Source organism: Phaeovulum sp. W22_SRMD_FR3 (assembly GCF_052113705.1).
Taxonomy (GTDB): domain Bacteria; phylum Pseudomonadota; class Alphaproteobacteria; order Rhodobacterales; family Rhodobacteraceae; genus JBGQOG01.
The window spans coordinates 14,744-31,553 of record NZ_JBGQOG010000007.1; the positions used below are offsets into that span (position 1 = coordinate 14,744).

The window sequence follows — 16,810 nt, forward strand, 5'->3', positions numbered from 1 at the left end:
TCGAAAGGCTTGCAAGGCCGAACCTCGGGCTTCAGCCGCGGCCGCGCAAATTTGCCCGCGCCAGCAGCGCCACCGCCAAGAGGCCAACCGCCATCACCAGAAGCGCCGGGGGGGCCGCCTCGCCCAGATTTTCCAGACTGGCCTTTTCATGCACCCGCGTCGCCAGCGTCTCATAGTTGAACGGGCGCAAGAGCATGGTCGCGGGCAGCTCCTTGACGCAATCCACGAAAACCAAGAGCAGGGCCGAGCCGACCGAGCCCTTCATCAGCGGCAGATACACTTCGCGCAAAGCTCCCCCCGCGCTCCGCCCCAGCGAGCGCGCCGCCATCGGCAGCGAGGGCGAGACCCGGCCAAAGGCACTGTCCGCCGCTCCCTGCGCCAGCGCGAAAAACCGCACGAGATAGGCCAGCACGATGCCGGTGGCCGAACCGGTCAGCAACAGGCCGGGATCCGTGCCGGTCACCGCCTGCACCAGATCCGCCACCCGGTGATCCAGCGCGGCCAGCGGGATCAGAATCCCCACCGCCAGCACCGCCCCCGGGGCCGCATAGCCCAGCGTGGTCAGCGGCAGCAGCAACCGCGGCAATTTGCGCCCGGTCAGCCGCACGCCGTAGACCATGAACAGCGCCGCCGTCACCGTCAGCACCGCCGCAATCCCCCCCGTCGCCAGCGTGTGGCCCAGCGCCCGGCCCAGACCGGGGCCGAACCAGGCCTCGGGGTGCAGCCAGGCGTGATGCGAAATCACCGCAACCGGCAGCACAAAGCCCAGACCAAAGGGGATGAAGGTGGCACATGTTGCCAGCGCCCCTGCCCCGCCCTTCAGCGTGACCCGGGTCACCGGCCGCGCCTGCCGGGCAGAATTGTGATAGCGCGCGCGCCGCCGCCCGCTCTTTTCCAGCGCGAACAGCGCGAAAACCACGGCCAGGATCACACACGCGATCTGTGCAGCCCCCCCCGCATTGCCCGCCTCCAGCCAGGTGGTGAAGATCCCGGTGGTCAGCGTCTGCACGCCGAAATAGTCGACGACGCCGAAATCGGCCACCGTCTCCATCATCGCAATCGCCGCCCCCGCCGCGATGGCAGGCCGCGCCAGCGGCAGGCCCACACGCCAGAACAGCGCCAGCGGCCCCGCCCCCAGCGCGCGCGCCACCTCATAGCTGCCGCCCGATTGCTCGCGGAAGGCGGCGCGGGTCAGCAGATAGATGTAGGGATAAAGCGAGGCCGCCAGCACCACCACCGCCGCCCCGCGCGAGCGCACGGCCGGAAACCAATAATCCCGCGCCGAATGCCAGCCCATCGTCTCGCGCAAGAGCACTTGCAACGGGCCGGAGTAATCCAGGAAATCCACCAAAGCATAGGCACCGACATAGGCGGGGATCGCCAGCGGCAGCAGCAAAAGCCACTCCAGCGCGCCCGCGCCCGGAAAGCGGTACATGGTGATCAGCCAGGCCGAGCCCGCCCCCATCGCCGAGGCCAGCGCCCCCACCCCCAGCGCCAGAATGGCGGTGTTGGTCAGATAGCGCGGCAGCGTGGTCGACATCAGATGCGGCCAGATGTTCTCGGTCGGAAAAGCGGCGATCCAGCAGACCGCCACGATCGGCAGGAGCACGAGCCCCGCGATGAGCACCGCGCCGAGCGACCACAGCCCGCCCCCCCCAAGCCGCATGCGGCGGCGCCTCCCCGGCGTGGCGCGGGGCGTGGCGCGGGGCGCGGTCGGATCCATCGGTGAGGGGGTGCTGTTCTCGGCCATATGCGGCGATTACAGGAAAGCGTTTTCCCTGTCCAGAAAAGCCCTTATAACCACCCCGAGCAGAGTGAAGAGGGAGAGACCCATGCAGGTCGTGTATCATCTGGGCGCGCATTCCACCGACGAAGACCGGCTGGTCAAGACGCTGATGCGCAACGCCAGCACTCTTGCCGAACAGGGCATCGCCGTGCCCGCGCCGATGCGCTACCGCATGGTGCTGCGCGACGCATTGGTCAGCCTGAAGGGGGCCGAGGCCCCGCCGGAAGAGCAAGAGCGCCTCCTCGGCTCGGTCACCGAAATCGCCAGCCCGGAGCGGGTGATCTTCAGCCATGAATTCTTTCTCTGCATCCCGCAACGGGTGGTGACCAGCAATGGTTTCTACACGATGGCCGCGTCAAAGCTGCAACCGCTCGCCAATCTCTTCCCGCAGGCGCGCGCTGAATTCTTCATGGGGCTGATCAACCCCGCCACGCTGATCCCCGCCCTGATCGACCGTATCGACGGGGCGAGCTATGACAGCGTGATGGGCCGGGTCGAGCCTGCGAGCCTGCGGTGGGCGCCGGTCATCGCCGATATGATTGCCGCGGCCCCGGAGGGGCGGCTGGTGCTGTGGTGCAATGAGGACACGCCGCTGATCTGGCCCGAAGTGCTGCGCCGCATCGCGGGCATCGCCCCCGAAATGGCGCTGGAGGGCGATTATGCCATCCTCGCCACCATCATGTCCGCCGACGGGCTTGAGCGTCTCAAGGCCTATCTGGCGAAACATCCCCCGAGTTCGGCCGGGCAGCGGCGCAAGATCGTCACCGCCTTCCTCGACAAATTCGCGCTCACCGAGAAGCTGGAGGTTGAGCTGAACCTGCCCGGCTGGACGCAGGATCTGGTCGAGGAAATCAGCGCCAACTATGACGCCGATATCGCCGCCATTGCCGCCATGCCGGGGGTGGAATTCATCGCCCCCTGACCGCCCCCGCGCAGGTTTTCAGGGACGGGCTCCGACAGCTTTGCTTTTACGGGCCGGTTCCCCCGGCCATGCACTGCGGCAATGCTGTCCGGTCATGCTCTGCGGCCACGTTCTGCGGCCATGCTCCCAAACCATTCCCCCGGGGCCACCCCGGGGGCGCGGCACTCCGGTCAGACCATCCCCGGCCGGTCGAGATACATCCGCCAGCTGTGCTCGGGCTGAAAACCGAGGAGCGCCTTGGCCTTCTTGTTCGCATAAAAGGTTTCATGCGCGCCCATCTCGGCGGCGGGAACCCCCTGATAATAGGTCTCGATCAGTTCTGCGGTGGTCAGTCCGACCGAATGATCATCATTCGAGACGTTGAAAATCTCATAGCCCAGCCCGTCGGTCTCAAGGCAGCGCTGCACCATCTGCCCCAGATCGCGCGCATCGATATAGGCAAAGATATTGCGTCGCCGCAGGTCGGGGTTGGCCAGATAATCGGGGAAATTCTGCGCATATTCATGCGGTTCGATCACGTTGTTGATCCGCAGCCCATAGATGTCAAAGCCCGAGCGGCGCTGAAAACTGCGCGCCGTCACCTCATTGACCACCTTGGACATCGCATAGCTGTCCTCGGGCACCACCGGATGCTCTTCGTCAATCGGCAGATAGTCCGGCTTGCGCTCGCCATCGGCGAAACAGACGCCATAGGTCGTCTCGGAGGAGGCAAAAATCACCTTGCGAATGCCAAATTTAACTGCCGCATCCAGGATGTTATAGGTGCCGATCGTGTTGACCCGGTAGCATTCGCTGTCCGCCGTCAGCAAGAGCCGCGGGATGGCCGCGAAATGCACCACCGCGTCAAAGCGCGGCACGCCGGTGCCCGGTTCCATCTCGTCAAAGCCCGCATAACTTGCCATGACGTCAAAGACTTGCCCGGCATTGGTGATGTCGATGATGCGGCTGTCAACGCCGGGCATGTCGAGGGGCTTCAGGTCAACATTAAGCACCCGGTGCCCCTGATCGCGCAGATAGGCCACCGCATGCCGCCCCGCTTTGCCCGAACCACCCGTGAACAGAATCCGCATCTTTGCCTCCTCAAGCCTGCCGAAGGGCCGGAGTTTGTCCCCCCGCCCCCCGATCCGCAAGCCCAAGGCGCCCCTGCCCCAACGGCAAGCTGCCAAGCCAGATGCCAGCCGCCGCGAGCGCTGCCGCGCCGGGACCCGTCACCGCCGCCCCCGCCCGGTACAAAATCCCGGCACAAAACCCCCGCGCGGCCGTGACCTCTGCCGCAGAGAGCCGCCCGCGTTCCGATCTCGGCCCCAATCCTGATCCCGATCACTGTCCAGTCCCGGCCCAAGGGGCCTTCGCGAGGGTTGGCACCCCACGAGCGCCCCCTGAGCGCGCCCTGCGTGTCCAGTGCCCGGTGTCTGGTGCGCGGTGTCTGGTGCCCGGTGTCTGGTGCCCGGTGTCTGGTGCCCGGCAAGGCCCTGCCAAGCGATCCCCCCGTTTTGGCACCACGCGCCCGAACCCGCCGACCCGGCATGCAAAAGCCGGGGCGTTGCCACCCCGGCTCTGTCCGTTCAGCGCGGGCCTGGCCTCAGCTCATGCCCAAAGCGGCTTTGTAGAGGTCCATGATCGCCTCTTCTTCCGCCAGATCATTCTTGTCGCGCTTGCGCTCGGCGATGATCTTTTTCATCACCTTGGTGTCATAGCCGCGGCCCTTGGCGTCCGCCATGACTTCCTTTTGCTGCTCGGTAATGTCTTTTTTCTCGGCTTCGAGATGCTCGTACTGTTCGATGAACTGGCGCAGCTCATCTGCGGTCACGTTATAGGCGGCGTCTGACATGGCTTCCTCGCGTGTCACAGGTCTTGGGGTTGCGGCCTTGCTAAGGCTTTGGGCCGCGCGCTTCAAGCCCGCACGACGCGCGGCGCCGCCGCAAGGCTGGGGGTGGGGTGTCCTGTGGCGGAAAATCTCTTGCGCCAGTGCCGCCCAACCGCTACCCCGCCGCCAAACAGGGAGAATGACCGATGGAGTATGTGATCTGGGCAGGTGCGGTGATTTCGGCACTGGGGCTTGCGGGAATTCTCGCCTGTATCGTGATCGTCAGCCGTGCCAAACGCGCCCGGCTGAGCGATGAGGCGATGCGCGCCAAGATGCAGCGCGTTGTGGCGCTGAACCTTGGGGCGCTCTTTACCTCGGTCATCGGGCTGATGATCGTCGTGGTCGGGATCGTGCTGAAATAAACGCCGGAGCCTGCCCCAGCGGGGGGCCGCCCGCTACGCCTCGTTCAGATCGCCGAACTTCCGGCCGTTCTTGATCAGCACGTCCCAGAGCGTGACCGGCGCGGGCGCGCCCTCTGCCGCCAGCGCGCGCAGGCGTTTGCGGATGGCGATCAGCCCGGCGCGGTCTGCGGCCAGCATCGGCCCGCCCAAGGCGCGCGGAAACCCCAGACCTTCGACCATCACCAGGTCAATGTCGCTGGCCCGGTGCGCGCCGCCCTGCTGCAGGAGGGCCGCACCTTCCCCGGCAAGAGCGGCCAGAATCCGCGCCATGATCTCCTTGTCAGCCATCGGCTGTGCCGGGCGCAGCTCGGCCAGGACCCGCTCAAGCGCCGGATCGCCATCGGACAGGGTCACCCCGCGGCCACCGCTGGGGTAAAAGCCCCGCGCCGCCTGCCCATCCTCGCGCGCACGCCGGCCCAGCCAGCGCTCGGCCATCAGCCGCGCGACCAACCGGCCCAAGGGCCGCCCGATGGCCTCGGCCTGCGCCTGCGCCCGCTCCAGCCCCTGCCGGTCCAGCGCCTCAAACGGCCCCTCGCCGCAGCCCGCCGCCCGCAGCGCGCCATCCACCGCCGCCGGGGTGGCACCCGCGAGCACACAGCCCTCGGCCGCCAGCATCAGCGCGAGCCGCATCCGGCGCAGGATGCCGCCCGGCCCGGGCCCGCCCAGCACCGTCGTCACGCCCATTTCGGTCAGCAGGGCGGCCACCGCTTCGGCGGCCTCGGGGCGGGTTTCGGGGCCCACCACCACTTCGCCCACCTGGCTCGGCGCGCCAAAGGCCGCCAGCCGCGTCCCCGCCAGACGCAGCCCGACAACATCACCGCCGCGCCCGGCCAGAAGGGGCGCCAGACGTCCCGGATCCACCGCCGCATCCAGCACCACCAAAGGCGCCCCCTGCGGCAGCGCCGCCGCCAGGGCGCCCAAAGCCGAGACCCGCGCCGGGGCCGGATCCGGCAAGGTTGCCAGAAGCATGACCGGCGGCTCTTCGCCCGCCGCCGCATTGCCCCGCAGATCCGAGGCGAGCCGCGCCGGTTCCAGATGCGCCCAGGCCGCCTCGCGCGCGGCGACGCTCAGACGCCCCTCCTGCACCGCGGCCTCTTGCGCGCGGGCGATTTCCTCAAAGGATGAGATCAGCTGTCCGGCATCCGCCGCCCCCAGCCGCACCGGCCGCCCGGCGCCGCCGGGTTTGTCGCTGGCAAGCGACAACGCCACCGCCGCGATCCGGCGGGCATTGCCCTGCCAGACCCCCGCTGCGCCGCCCGCACCCTGCCCCGCGCCGCCGTGCCAGAGCGCGATGACACCCGGCCCGAACCCCGGCGCATCCGCATGGCCCGCCAGCCGTTTCGCCCGCCGCCGTGCCGCCGCCTGATGGCAGAGCGCCGCCGCCAAAGGCGAGTCCGCCAGATCACCGCGAAACACCGCCTCGGCCTCCAGTGCCGCCGTCTCGGGCAACAGCGCCGCCGCCTCCGCCCCATCCGCAAGGGCGAGGGCCACCGGGCGCAGAACGCCCTCGGGCAGGGTCTCGCGCATCTGGCTCAGGGCTTTGAGATAGGCGGCGGGATCGGCCAAGGCCGCATCGCGCGCGCGGGCTGCGGGCGGTGGCGCCGGGGCGTCCGCCGCGGCACCGGCGGGCGCCTGTGCCGCCGTCAGGCGTTTGGCGAGGTTGAGCGCGGCCAGCTCGACATCCGTGGCCTCGACACTGCCGTCGATCATCCCCGCCGCCAGCGCCTGCGCACCGTCCCAGCCCCCGGCGTTCAGCAAGAACCGCAGCGCCGGTGCCGGGCCGATCCGCCGCGACAGCCGCGTCAGCAGACCGCCCGGCGGCATCAGTCCAAGCGCGGTGGTGGGGGCCGAAAACCGGACATCCGCCGCCGCGATCCGCCATTCCACCGCCTGCGCCAGCGCCAGACTGCCGCCCGCGATCCGCCCCGAGAGCGCCGCCAAAACCGGCTTTTGCGCCGTGGCCAGCATCAGCGCCAGGCGGTCCAGCGCGGCGCCATCTTCGGTCAGCGGATCGCGCGCCAGCGGCCAGCCTCCGGGGCCCGCCCGCAGCACCAGCGCCCGCGCCGCGGGTTCCGCCAGCGCGCCCGCCAAAGCCTCGGAGAGGCTGGCGCAACAGGCGCTGTCAAAGCCGGATGTGCCCTGCGGCTCTGCCCCCGCCGGGTTGAGCGTGATCAGCACCACGCCATCGCGCAGATGTACCTTGACCGGTTTCACCATGTGTCGTCCTGCCCGCCGGACCCCCTCGCCCCCGCAATCAGCCGGGTCGGGCGGTCATCCCTTTTCAGGGAGTTTACCTCTCGGCTTCGGGGCAAGGCAACGGGAAAGCACCCCGATTGCCGCAGCTTGGACCATCCCGAAGCTCAAATGCGCCCGCGAAGCCGCAGCCTGCCTGTGATTTTACCCCATTGGCCGCGCCAGGGGCCATGCGACAGGACGCAGACCCGCCTGCGAAGGCCAGCAACGGGCATCCTCACGCCCCGACGGTGACCACACGCGACCGCCAGACATTCCGGCGAAACACTCTGGCCAGACACTCGGCCAAACCCTCCGGCCCAGACAGCAACCGCGCCGAAGGCCACGCCAACGCGGGCGATCCGGCGGCCTCGCCCCCAACGCCCCATCTGCGGGACGCTCCCTTTACAGAGACATACCAAAGGTATCACCCCGCCGGAGTGCCGGACGGGTCGCAGGTTGTTGCAATATGGTCAGGAAAGAACGCGGCAGGGCCGGGTCAGAACGCGCCGCCCATTTTCAGCGGCGGCAATTCGTCTTCCTCGCCAAAGCTGCCCATATCCATCGACATGGGCGGCAGATCCCCCATCTCGCCGAAATTGCCAAGATCGGCCAGGCCGCCCATCTCTGCCGGTTCGTCCGACAGGCCGCCGAAATTCATCGGCGCCGCCATATCCATCTCAAGATCCATCGGCGCGGCCATCGGGCTGGCCCCACGCCCCATCGCATCGGCCACCGACCCCAGCGCATAGGGATCCTCGCCCATCACCGGGGCCTGATCTTCCCCGGCACCACAGATCCGCATGGCGCGGAAACCCTGGTTCTGGCCCAGCCGCGCATGGCCCAAAAGCCGCCCGCCACTGCCTTCGATCCGCAGGCCTTCAAGCGCCGCCATCGGCACCGGCAAAACCGTTCCCGGCACCCAGCCCAGCACCGCCGAGAGCGGCAGCGTCACCCGGTGCAGCACCCCGTCCAACGTGGCCGTGGTGCCGAGAATGGTGCTCTCCATCTTCTCGCTCCAGACCACCTCGTCCGAGGGTTCCTCGCCCATATCGGGCAGGTCATTGCCAAAGCCGGAGCCGCGCGCCTCGGGTGCGGCGGCCGCCGCCTTGCGCAGCGCCTTCGGCCCCGGCCCCCGGCCCTGCGCGGGCAGAACCAGCATCAGATTGCCCATGCGGTCGCCGCCTGCCCCCAGCGCCATCTCGACCTTCATCACCCGGTAGCTGACATCCTCAAGCAGCAGGCCCAGCGGGCGCGGGTCATCGAGATAGGAGGCATAGCGAAAACCGCCCGCCCAGGTGATGTCCTCCAGCGCAACCAGATCCGCCTCAAACAGCGTCAGAAATGCATCAATGAATTCCGCCGAAAGGCTGGCATCCGTGCGCGTCGGTTTGCGCGGCGCGGGCACGGCCGCCGAAAGGCGCCCCATCGTCTGAAACTCGATCAGCGCGGAATAGGTGGATTGCGGCATCACCACGAGGCCCAAAGCCTCGCCCGGACCCTCCAGCATCGCCAGAAGCGCGCGATCCTCCAGCGCTTCGGGCAGATCGGCCAGCGACATCCGGCTTTGATCGATGTTGGCCACGCGCAACGGCAGGCCCATCAGATCCTGCGCGGTCTTGGCCAGCGCCTGACCCAAAGCGCGCGGCGGCGTCACGGCAGCGGCGACCGGCGCGGGTTTCCCCGCCTCCGCCTTGCGTCGCAACACTGTTTGCAGCCGTTCTTGTGTCATTGCCTTCCGTCCTGCCCCGCGCATCGGAACCTGTCCCAGAAATCGCAGATCAGGGTTTATAAAAGGTTTAAACAAATCCGAGTCTTGTCGAAAATTAACTTCTGTCCGACGGCTTTGGCGGGCCCTGCCGCAGCGTCACCTGTGCCACAGGCTCAACCTGCCTCTTCCGGCACCGCCCCCCGCCGCAAGGGCAGGGTCACCCGAAAGCCCGCCCCGCCCTGCCCCGGCAAATAGGCGATTTCGCCCCCCAGATTGACCATGATCTCGCGGCAGATCGCCAGCCCGAGGCCCGCGCCGCCCGCGCGGCTGGTGTCGGTCAGACGGGCGAATTTCTCAAAGACCAGCGCCTGCGCCTTTTTCGGTATCCCCTTGCCGTTGTCGATGAAATCGACCTGCACCCGGCCGCGCCGCGCCTTGACTTCGATGCGCAGCACCCCCGGCTCTGTATCGCAATATTTGCGGGCGTTCGAGACGAGGTTGATGAAGACCTGCACCAGCCGGTCGGCATCGGTGAAGATCGGCATATGCTCATTCACCACATCGCGGACCACGCGGAACTGCCGCTCTGGCCGGGTGCTGGAGGCAGCCGTCACGGCGCGGCTGATCAGGTCGTGCAGATTGGTGACGGTGATGTTCAGCTGCACCTTGCGGTGCTCCATCACGCTCAGATCAAGGAGGTCATCGAGCAGCCGGGTCAGCCGCCGCGCCTCCTCATGGATGATCTCGGCATATTGCGCGCGCAAAGGCTCGGGCAGGTCCGGCTCCATCAAAATCTCGGAAAATGCCCGGATCGAGGTCATCGGCGTGCGCAGTTCATGGCTGATCTGGCCCAGAAAGCCGTCCTTTTGCACCGAAAGTTCGGTCAGTTTTTCATTCACCTCGCGCAATTGCCGGGCGGCGCGGGCCAGCTCTTCGGATTTCGCCTCAAGCTGGGCGGAATATTCCTTGATCTCCAGCGCCTCGCCCGCCACCGCGATCAGATCCTGCACCGAGACCGTCGCCCCTTCCGAGATCTGCGCGATCATCGCATGCGCCGTGGCCGCCCCGACCGAACCTGCCAGCTGCCGCTCCAGCCGCGAGATGAACTCGGAGGTGGTTTCGGGCAGGAACCCTTCCTTGCCCTGCCGCGCGGCTTCCGCCTGAAAGAACTCCTGCGCGGCCCCGGCCCCCAGGATCCGCTGCGCCATCGACAAGAGATCCTCGGCCTCGGCCCCGCCGCGCGACCAGGTGCGCGCGCCCGAGGTCTGGTCAAAGACATTGACAAAGGCCACACCCTGCAACCGCTCCATCGGGCCGGGGAAGGTGAGCAGTGAAAAGGCCAGAAACATCAGCGTGTTCAACAGGATCGACCAAAAGAGCGCCTGCAGCAACGGATCAAGACCCTGCACGCCGAACAGCGCCTGCGGCCGCAGCCAGCCGATGCCAAACGGCCCCTCGGCCAGCACCTGCGCCGAGATCAGCCCGCTGTCACCGACCGAGGGCAGGAACAGCGCATAGGTCCAGATCGCGGCACCGGTGACCAGCCCGGCGATGGCCCCCGCCCGCGTCGCCCCGCGCCAGAATATGCCGCCCAGAAGCGCGGGCAGCACCTGCGCCACCCCGACAAAGGAGATCAACCCGATCGAGGCCAGCGCCGCCGAACCGCCCGAGAGGGTGTAATAGCCATAGCCCATCGCCAGCACCGCGCCGATGGAGACCCGCCGCGACATCAGCACAAGGCCGCGCACATCCCCCGTGGCCCGCGCACCCCCCTCGCGCAGGCTGAGCCAGAGCGGCGTCACGATATGGTTCGACACCATCGTCGCCAGCGCGATGGCGGCGACGATCACCATCGAGGTGGCGCTGGAGAACCCGCCCAGAAAGGCCAGGAGTGCCAGCCCGCCCTGGCCTTGCGTCAGCGGTACAGTCAGCACGAAAAGATCGGGGTTGGCGCTGGCGGGCATCACCTCCAGCCCGACCACGGCGATCGGCACGACAAACAGGCTCATCAGCATCAGATAGAGCGGAAACGCCCAGGCGGCGGTGGCCAGATGCCGCTCATCTTCATTCTCGACCACCATCACCTGAAACATCCGCGGCAGGGTGAGGACGGCGGCGGCCGAGGCAAAGGTGAGGCCCGCCCAGCGCCCCGGTTGCAGCTGCCAATCGGCGATGGCCGAGGCATCAATGCGGCTGAGCACATCGCCGACACCGCCCGCCACGCCCCAGACCACGAAGATCCCCACCGCCAGCAGCGCCACCAGCTTGACCACCGCCTCCACCGCAATGGCGGTGACGACCCCGTGGTGGCGCTCATTCGCATCAAGGTTGCGGGTGCCAAAGAGGATGGTGAAAAGCGTCAGCCCCGCCGCCACCCAGAGCGCGGTCGCGCCCTGATCGGGCATCGCCCAGCCCTCCGGCGCGCCAGAGGCAAAGACGCCAAACGACAGGGTAACTGACTGCAATTGCAGCGCGATATAGGGGGTTGAGGCCACAACGGCCATCAGCGTGACGATCACGCCCAGAAGGTTCGACTTGCCGTAGCGGGCCGAGATCAGATCGGCGATCGAGGTCACGCGCTGCGTGCGGCCGATCCGCACCAGCTTGCGCAGCACCCACCACCAGCCGATGAAAACCAGCGTCGGGCCAAGGTAGATCGTGGCGAATTCCAGCCCCGAGCGCGCTGCATAGCCCACCGCGCCGTAAAAGGTCCAGGCGGTGCAATAGATCGACAGCGACAGCGTGTAGATCAGCGGCGAGCGCAGCCAGAAGGCCCGGCCCCGCCCGGCCTCGCGCGCCGCATGGCGTTCGGCGGCAAAGGCCACGAGGAAAAGGCAGATGACATAGGCCAGACAGACCGCGACCAGCGCGTTGAAGGGCATCACAGCGGCCCCTCGGGCGGTTCTTCGGCGCTGTCATCCTCCAGCGTCGGACGCAACCCGCGCGACAGCGCCGCCGCGGCAAGGATCAGCAGAAACCAGACCGCAAAGAGATAGGTGACGCCACGCGCCGTGTCAGGCTCGGCACTGTCGGCCGGATGCCAGAGCATCGGAATGGCAAAGAGCACCGCCCCCAAAAGTGGCAAGAGGCGTGCCGCATCCATCAGCCGCCGTCGCCGATAGGCGCGGCGGGCCAGGAACAGCGGCTGCCCGGCCTTCGCCATCAGCCGGTGGCCCCGGACTGCGCCGCGTCCAAGGCCTCGGGCGGCAAGAGCGCGTTCAGCGTGGCAACGAGGTCGGCATTGGCAAAGGGCTTGGCCAGAAAGCCGGTGGCCCCGGCGCGCTCCGCCGCCTCGCGGTCGCGGGCCTGGCCGCGCGCGGTCAGCATCAGGACCGGCAGCGCCGCTGTAGCCGGATCGGCGCGCAGCTCGGCCAGAATTTCGAGCCCCGAACGCCCCGGCAGCATCAGATCCAGCACCACGACATCCACCGGCTGCTCGGCCAGCCGCGCGACAAGATCAGCACCTTCGGTCAGATGCCGCACGCCCCAGCCATCCCGCCCCAGAAGGAAGCGGATCGCCTCGGCAATATGCGGCTCGTCTTCGATCAGCAGGACATGTTTTGTCCGCATCCCGGCCTCCTCTCCGACGGCGCCCCCCGCACCGTTATGCTGTTATCACCGCCCATCCGGCGCTTGTCAAAACCTCGCTGGTCCGCGCGCTCAGCCTTCGGTGAGGATCGAGGGTTCGCGCCGGGCGCCGCAGGTACCACGCGGGCAGATCCGGCAGGCGCTGCCCACCGGCCGCGTCTCGGCGGCACCGGGGCCGCGCAGGGAGGCCAGACCCTCGGCGGGCAGCGGCAGGATCAGCATCAGCGCCTCCATCACCGCCGGTGTCTCAAACCCCGCCGCCACGGCGGGTTGGCCCACCGCATAGGTCAGAAAGCGTTGCGGCAAACGCCCCGCAATCTCGACGACCGCCCGCACCGGCTGCATCGGGCGGCTCAGCGCCTCATAGAGCGGCCAGAGCGGGCAGCCCGCACCAAAGCGCGGCAGGGCGAAACCCGGCAGCGGGCGGCGAAAGGTGAATGCCCCCGCCGCGTCGCAGATCACCAGCCCCGGCTGCGGCAGGCCCGGCTCGGGCGGCAGCGCGGCCAGACGGCGGAACACCTGCGCGAGGCTGGCGCCAAAGCGCTGCGCCAGCGCCGCCGGGTCCGGCCCCAACTCGGCCAGCGCCCGGCGCAACGGCTCAAGCGGGATCGCCTGCGCATCGGCCCGCGCGCGCATGACATGGGCCAGCGCCAGCGACCGTGCGGCGGAACTCGCCAGCTCTGCCACACCCGCCACCATCGCCTCCGGGCTGGGCGCGTGCCCCCGCTCCAGCGCCGCCAGATGCCATTCCTGCCGCGCGAGCCAGGCCCCCACCTCCTCTTGCGGCGAGGAGAGACCCGTCTCCGCCTCGTCCAGCGTGTCGAGATAGCCCACCAACGCCTCGGCGGTCGAGGAGAGGCGCAGGGATTCCTCATGGATGGTGCGGTGAAAGCGGCTGCGCCACTCCGGTTCCATCTCCTCGGTCTCGACCAGAATCGCGGCGGTGGAGCGCAGCGAGGTCACCGCCGAGAGCACCTCATGCAGGGTGGTCGCCAGAAACGGGTCCTGCGCCATCCGCTCGGAAAACCCCTCGACCAGACGCTCCAGCGCCGCCACCCGCGCCTGCCGCGCGTCCAGAAGCGTCGCCCAGCCGGGAAAGCGGCCGACGAATTCCTCGATCCGGTCCAGCTCGGGTCCCGCCGCCCCCGGCACCGGCGCCGCCGCCGCCTCGCGCAGCCCGTCAAAGAGCGCCCCCTCCGCCCCCTCGCTCAGCGCGCGCGGGTCGACCATCAGCGCCTGCGCAAACCCCTCAAGCAGCGCCTCGGTCACCCGTCGGCGGTTGTGTTCGATCAGGTTGAGATAGGCAGGCGAGACCCCCGCCGCCCGCGCCAGATCGGCCTGTTTCAGCCCCAGCGCGGTGCGCCGCTCGCGGATGCGGGTGCCGGTCAGGGCGGCACGGCCCGGCGTCTCGGTGGCGGGTGAGCGGATTTTGCGGGGCATCGGACCTCTCCTTCCGCGCAGATTTACAGATTTACAAAGGCTTTTCCAGCCCTTCACACAGCTCCACCCGACCCTTGGGGCCTTTTGTGGGAACCGTTCCGCGCGGGCGGGCGTTCGCCCATAGGGAGGCCAAAAGCACGTGCAGGAGACCGGATGACCGAAGTGAACGCCGCGCTGGCCCGCGTGATGGTCTGGGTGCCCGATTGGGCGCAGGCGCTTCTGATCCTGCTGGCCGCGCTGATGACGGGCTGGATCGTGCATCGCATGGTCTATGGCGTGCTGGGGCGGCTGGCCGAGGGGCGCAGCCTGTTCTGGCGCAGCCTGCACAGCCGCAGCCGCAAACCCGCCCGGCTGGCATTCCTGATGCTGGCGCTGGCGCTGGGGGCGAGCGTTGCCCCGATCACCGTGGGACAGGCAAGCACGCTGCGGCATCTGTTGATGATCGCTTTCATCGTGCTGATCGCCTGGATCGCGCGGATGGCACTGTCGATCTGGACGGTGATCTATCTGCGCCGTTTCACGCTGGACAGCGAGGACAACCTCGCCGCGCGCAAACATGTCACGCAGACCCGCATCCTGCAGCGCATCGCCAATATGCTGATCCTGATCCTGGGGGTCGGCACGGCGCTGATGACCTTTGACGCGGTGCGCCAATATGGCGTCTCGCTGCTGGCCTCGGCGGGGGCGGCGGGGATCGTCGCGGGCCTCGCGCTGCAACCCTTGTTGAAAAACGTCTTTGCCGGGATCCAGCTGGCGATCACCCAGCCGATCCGCATCGACGACGCCCTGCTGATTGAAGGAGAATGGGGAAATGTTGAAGAGATTACGTCAACTTATGTCGTGGTTCGCATCTGGGACTGGCGTCGGCTGATCGTGCCCTTGTCCTATTTCATCGAACAGCCGTTCCAGAACTGGACCCGCGAAAGCGCGCAGCTGATCGGCACGGTGATGCTCTATCTCGACCACAAAGCGCCGGTGGGCCGCATCCGCGATCAGGCCGAAGCCATCGCCAAAGCCTCGCCGCTGTGGGACGGCAAAGTGTTCAATCTGGCGGTCACCGATTTCAAGGAACGGGTGATGGAGGTGCGGGTGCTGGTCTCGGCGCGCAACTCTGGCCGGGCATTTGATCTGCGCTGCGAGATGCGCGAGAAGCTGATCGACTGGATTCAGACCGAGATCCCCGAGGCATTGCCGCGCACGCGGGAATCGCTGGATCTGGCAGAGGCGCATCCCGCTCTGGCCGCGTCAGGCGCGCCCATTGGGCCGATGGCGGGGCCCGATCCGCGCTAGGATCGCAGGACCTCGCGCGGGCCATCCGGGCCCTGCCCCGTCCCGCAATCCCCTGCCCTGCCACACTTATTTCGAGAAGGACCGGAAACTCGCGCCATAGTGCAGCGCTTTCAAGCCGCAATCGCGCACCGTGTTCTGAATATAGACGGCCTCGGGGTCGCGCTGGCGGTTCATATCCATGTTCAGCGGCATCTGCCCCACCTGGCTCAGACTGCCGCGTTCGCGCCAGAACACCAGTTGCTCGTTGAGAAACATGCGCAATTTGTCATCGGCAAAGGGGCCGATGATCTCCAGCGCCCGCGCACTGGCCGCCGAACAATAGGCCGCCTCCCATTCCTTGGAAGGTTGCTTGAACAAAAAAGCCGCTTGCGCCGGTGCCGCAGCACTCAGCCCAATGACGGCCACGCATGACAGTAAAAGCGCCCGCATGTCGCCCATTCCCCACAGATTCACCCGGGTTCAGAATAGGCATCAGAGGTAAACAGAAGCTGAAAAGGCGCGCGGATTGCCCCGCGCGCCTTTCAGATTTCCCGCCGTTAACCCTGTTATTTCAGGGCCTTGTCGGTGATGTCGAGCGTATAGGCCCCCTCGGGCGCCTTGGAGATGACCGGGTCCGAGCCGCCCGCCAGCAAGATCTTGACGGTGCGGTCATAATCGGCCGGATCCAGCGCGCCGTTCGAGCCTGCGGTGAGTTTGGCCACTTCGCCCATCATCCGCTTTTGATGCTCTTCGGTCTGCGCGCCGGTCTCGTCATTGTCGAGCACGATCATCGCCGCCTCATCGGGGTTCTCTTCGGCGTATTTCCAGCCCTTCATCGAGGCGCGCACGAAACGCACCATCTTGTCCTCAAAGGCCGGATCTTTCAGATTGTCCTCCAGCACATAGAGGCCATCTTCCAGCGTCGCCACGCCCTCATCCTCATATTTGAAGGTCACGAGGTCTTCCGGTTTGATCCCGGCGTCGATCACCTGCCAATATTCGTTGTAGGTCATGGTCGAGATGCAGGCGGCCTGCTTTTGCAGCAGCGGATCGACGTTGAAGCCCTGTTTCAGCACCTCCACCCCATCGGCACCGCCGGTGGTCGGCAGGCCCAAAGTGGCCATCCAGCTGAGGAAGGGATATTCATTGCCGCCGAACCAGACGCCCAGGGTCTTGCCCTTGAAATCGGCAGGGCTCGCCACGCCGCTTTCCTTCAGGCAGGTCAGCATCATGCCCGAAGATTTGAACGGCTGCGCGATGTTCACCAGCGGCAGGCCCTTTTCCCGTGCGGCCAGCGCCGAGGGCAGCCAGTCGACCATGACATCGGCCCCGCCGCCCGCCATCACCTGCGGCGGCGCGATGTCCGGGCCGCCCGGCATGATCGTCACATCGAGATCCTCATCGGTGTAAAAGCCCTTTTCCGCAGCGACATAATAGCCCGCGAACTGCGCCTGGGTGACCCATTTCAGCTGCAGCTTCACCGAATCCGCCGCCTGCGCCATGCCACCCGCCGTGGCCGCCATCAGCGCCAGCGCGGAAATCATCAGCTTCTTCATCTCAAACCCTCTCTGTTGGTACATGCCGGATATGTTTC

General features: G+C 67.4%; 14 protein-coding genes. 3 read left to right on the top strand and 11 right to left on the bottom strand.

Features of this window, described 5'->3' with window-relative positions:
• Nucleotides 1-31 precede the first annotated feature (31 nt).
• On the bottom strand, nucleotides 32-1,666 hold the full coding sequence (locus ACEN2S_RS11105) for an ABC transporter permease (protein ID WP_441866184.1): 1,635 nt from the start codon (nucleotides 1,664-1,666) through the stop codon (nucleotides 32-34).
• A gap of 166 nt (nucleotides 1,667-1,832) precedes the next feature.
• On the opposite strand from ACEN2S_RS11105, the gene ACEN2S_RS11110 reads away from it, so the two are divergent.
• Complete coding sequence (locus ACEN2S_RS11110; RefSeq protein WP_441866186.1) at nucleotides 1,833-2,708, top strand: hypothetical protein; 876 nt, start codon at nucleotides 1,833-1,835, stop codon at nucleotides 2,706-2,708.
• Nucleotides 2,709-2,878: 170 nt separating this feature from the next.
• On the opposite strand, the gene ACEN2S_RS11115 is transcribed toward ACEN2S_RS11110, so the two are convergent.
• Together ACEN2S_RS11115 and ACEN2S_RS11120 are read right to left on the bottom strand one after the other, a co-directional pair.
• On the bottom strand, nucleotides 2,879-3,778 hold the full coding sequence (locus ACEN2S_RS11115) for an NAD-dependent epimerase/dehydratase family protein (protein WP_441866188.1): 900 nt from the start codon (nucleotides 3,776-3,778) through the stop codon (nucleotides 2,879-2,881).
• A 512-nt stretch (nucleotides 3,779-4,290) separates the two neighbouring features.
• Nucleotides 4,291-4,539: a DUF2312 domain-containing protein gene (locus tag ACEN2S_RS11120; RefSeq protein ID WP_441866190.1), complete on the bottom strand. Its 249-nt coding sequence runs from the start codon at nucleotides 4,537-4,539 to the stop codon at nucleotides 4,291-4,293.
• A 182-nt stretch (nucleotides 4,540-4,721) separates the two neighbouring features.
• Here ACEN2S_RS11120 and ACEN2S_RS11125 point away from each other — a divergent pair, with 182 nt between their 5' ends.
• Entirely contained in the window at nucleotides 4,722-4,937 is a 216-nt protein-coding gene (locus ACEN2S_RS11125; RefSeq protein ID WP_441866192.1) for a hypothetical protein, read from the top strand.
• Between the two features lie 33 nt (nucleotides 4,938-4,970).
• Here ACEN2S_RS11125 and ACEN2S_RS11130 read toward each other — a convergent pair whose 3' ends face one another.
• From ACEN2S_RS11130 to ACEN2S_RS11155, 6 genes are all read right to left on the bottom strand, one after another.
• A complete protein-coding gene (locus ACEN2S_RS11130; protein ID WP_441866194.1) occupies nucleotides 4,971-7,193 on the bottom strand; it encodes an enoyl-CoA hydratase-related protein in 2,223 nt (740 codons plus the stop codon).
• A 514-nt stretch (nucleotides 7,194-7,707) separates the two neighbouring features.
• Complete coding sequence (locus tag ACEN2S_RS11135; protein WP_441866196.1) at nucleotides 7,708-8,940, bottom strand: FliM/FliN family flagellar motor switch protein; 1,233 nt, start codon at nucleotides 8,938-8,940, stop codon at nucleotides 7,708-7,710.
• A 152-nt stretch (nucleotides 8,941-9,092) separates the two neighbouring features.
• Nucleotides 9,093-11,801 (bottom strand): ATP-binding protein, encoded by a 2,709-nt coding sequence (locus ACEN2S_RS11140; protein ID WP_441866198.1) that lies wholly within the window; start codon nucleotides 11,799-11,801, stop codon nucleotides 9,093-9,095.
• Nucleotides 11,801-12,082, bottom strand: coding sequence for a hypothetical protein (locus tag ACEN2S_RS11145; RefSeq protein WP_441866200.1), 282 nt, complete (start codon nucleotides 12,080-12,082; stop codon nucleotides 11,801-11,803). Before ACEN2S_RS11145 ends, ACEN2S_RS11140 begins: the two co-directional genes overlap by 1 nt.
• The gene (locus ACEN2S_RS11150) at nucleotides 12,082-12,489 is read right to left on the bottom strand and encodes a response regulator transcription factor (RefSeq protein WP_441866202.1); all 408 of its coding nucleotides are present in this window, start codon (nucleotides 12,487-12,489) and stop codon (nucleotides 12,082-12,084) included. The genes ACEN2S_RS11145 and ACEN2S_RS11150 overlap by 1 nt, the downstream gene beginning before the upstream one ends.
• A gap of 90 nt (nucleotides 12,490-12,579) precedes the next feature.
• Nucleotides 12,580-13,947 carry a short-chain fatty acyl-CoA regulator family protein gene (locus ACEN2S_RS11155; RefSeq protein WP_441866204.1) on the bottom strand — a complete coding sequence of 456 codons (1,368 nt, stop codon included), beginning with the start codon at nucleotides 13,945-13,947 and terminating at the stop codon, nucleotides 12,580-12,582.
• 153 nt (nucleotides 13,948-14,100) lie between these two features.
• Between ACEN2S_RS11155 and ACEN2S_RS11160 the strand changes: the two genes are divergently transcribed.
• Entirely contained in the window at nucleotides 14,101-15,237 is a 1,137-nt protein-coding gene (locus ACEN2S_RS11160; protein WP_441866206.1) for a mechanosensitive ion channel family protein, read from the top strand.
• Between the two features lie 66 nt (nucleotides 15,238-15,303).
• On the opposite strand, the gene ACEN2S_RS11165 is transcribed toward ACEN2S_RS11160, so the two are convergent.
• Nucleotides 15,304-15,666, bottom strand: coding sequence for a hypothetical protein (locus ACEN2S_RS11165; protein ID WP_441866208.1), 363 nt, complete (start codon nucleotides 15,664-15,666; stop codon nucleotides 15,304-15,306).
• 116 nt (nucleotides 15,667-15,782) lie between these two features.
• Entirely contained in the window at nucleotides 15,783-16,772 is a 990-nt protein-coding gene (locus ACEN2S_RS11170) for an ABC transporter substrate-binding protein (protein WP_441866210.1), read from the bottom strand.
• Nucleotides 16,773-16,810 lie beyond the last annotated feature (38 nt).

What these genes read in the sequence shown, in the direction of transcription:
- ACEN2S_RS11120 (WP_441866190.1), bottom strand. Translation starts at nt 4,539, where the DNA reads ATGTCAGACGCCGCCTATAACGTGACCGCAGATGAGCTGCGCCAGTTC.
- ACEN2S_RS11155 (WP_441866204.1), bottom strand. Translation starts at nt 13,947, where the DNA reads ATGCCCCGCAAAATCCGCTCACCCGCCACCGAGACGCCGGGCCGTGCC.
- ACEN2S_RS11160 (WP_441866206.1), top strand. Translation starts at nt 14,101, where the DNA reads ATGACCGAAGTGAACGCCGCGCTGGCCCGCGTGATGGTCTGGGTGCCC.
- ACEN2S_RS11150 (WP_441866202.1), bottom strand. Translation starts at nt 12,489, where the DNA reads ATGCGGACAAAACATGTCCTGCTGATCGAAGACGAGCCGCATATTGCC.
- ACEN2S_RS11140 (WP_441866198.1), bottom strand. Translation starts at nt 11,801, where the DNA reads ATGCCCTTCAACGCGCTGGTCGCGGTCTGTCTGGCCTATGTCATCTGC.
- ACEN2S_RS11115 (WP_441866188.1), bottom strand. Translation starts at nt 3,778, where the DNA reads ATGCGGATTCTGTTCACGGGTGGTTCGGGCAAAGCGGGGCGGCATGCG.
- ACEN2S_RS11145 (WP_441866200.1), bottom strand. Translation starts at nt 12,082, where the DNA reads ATGGCGAAGGCCGGGCAGCCGCTGTTCCTGGCCCGCCGCGCCTATCGG.
- ACEN2S_RS11165 (WP_441866208.1), bottom strand. Translation starts at nt 15,666, where the DNA reads ATGCGGGCGCTTTTACTGTCATGCGTGGCCGTCATTGGGCTGAGTGCT.
- ACEN2S_RS11105 (WP_441866184.1), bottom strand. Translation starts at nt 1,666, where the DNA reads ATGCGGCTTGGGGGGGGCGGGCTGTGGTCGCTCGGCGCGGTGCTCATC.
- ACEN2S_RS11125 (WP_441866192.1), top strand. Translation starts at nt 4,722, where the DNA reads ATGGAGTATGTGATCTGGGCAGGTGCGGTGATTTCGGCACTGGGGCTT.
- ACEN2S_RS11130 (WP_441866194.1), bottom strand. Translation starts at nt 7,193, where the DNA reads ATGGTGAAACCGGTCAAGGTACATCTGCGCGATGGCGTGGTGCTGATC.
- ACEN2S_RS11170 (WP_441866210.1), bottom strand. Translation starts at nt 16,772, where the DNA reads ATGAAGAAGCTGATGATTTCCGCGCTGGCGCTGATGGCGGCCACGGCG.
- ACEN2S_RS11135 (WP_441866196.1), bottom strand. Translation starts at nt 8,940, where the DNA reads ATGACACAAGAACGGCTGCAAACAGTGTTGCGACGCAAGGCGGAGGCG.
- ACEN2S_RS11110 (WP_441866186.1), top strand. Translation starts at nt 1,833, where the DNA reads ATGCAGGTCGTGTATCATCTGGGCGCGCATTCCACCGACGAAGACCGG.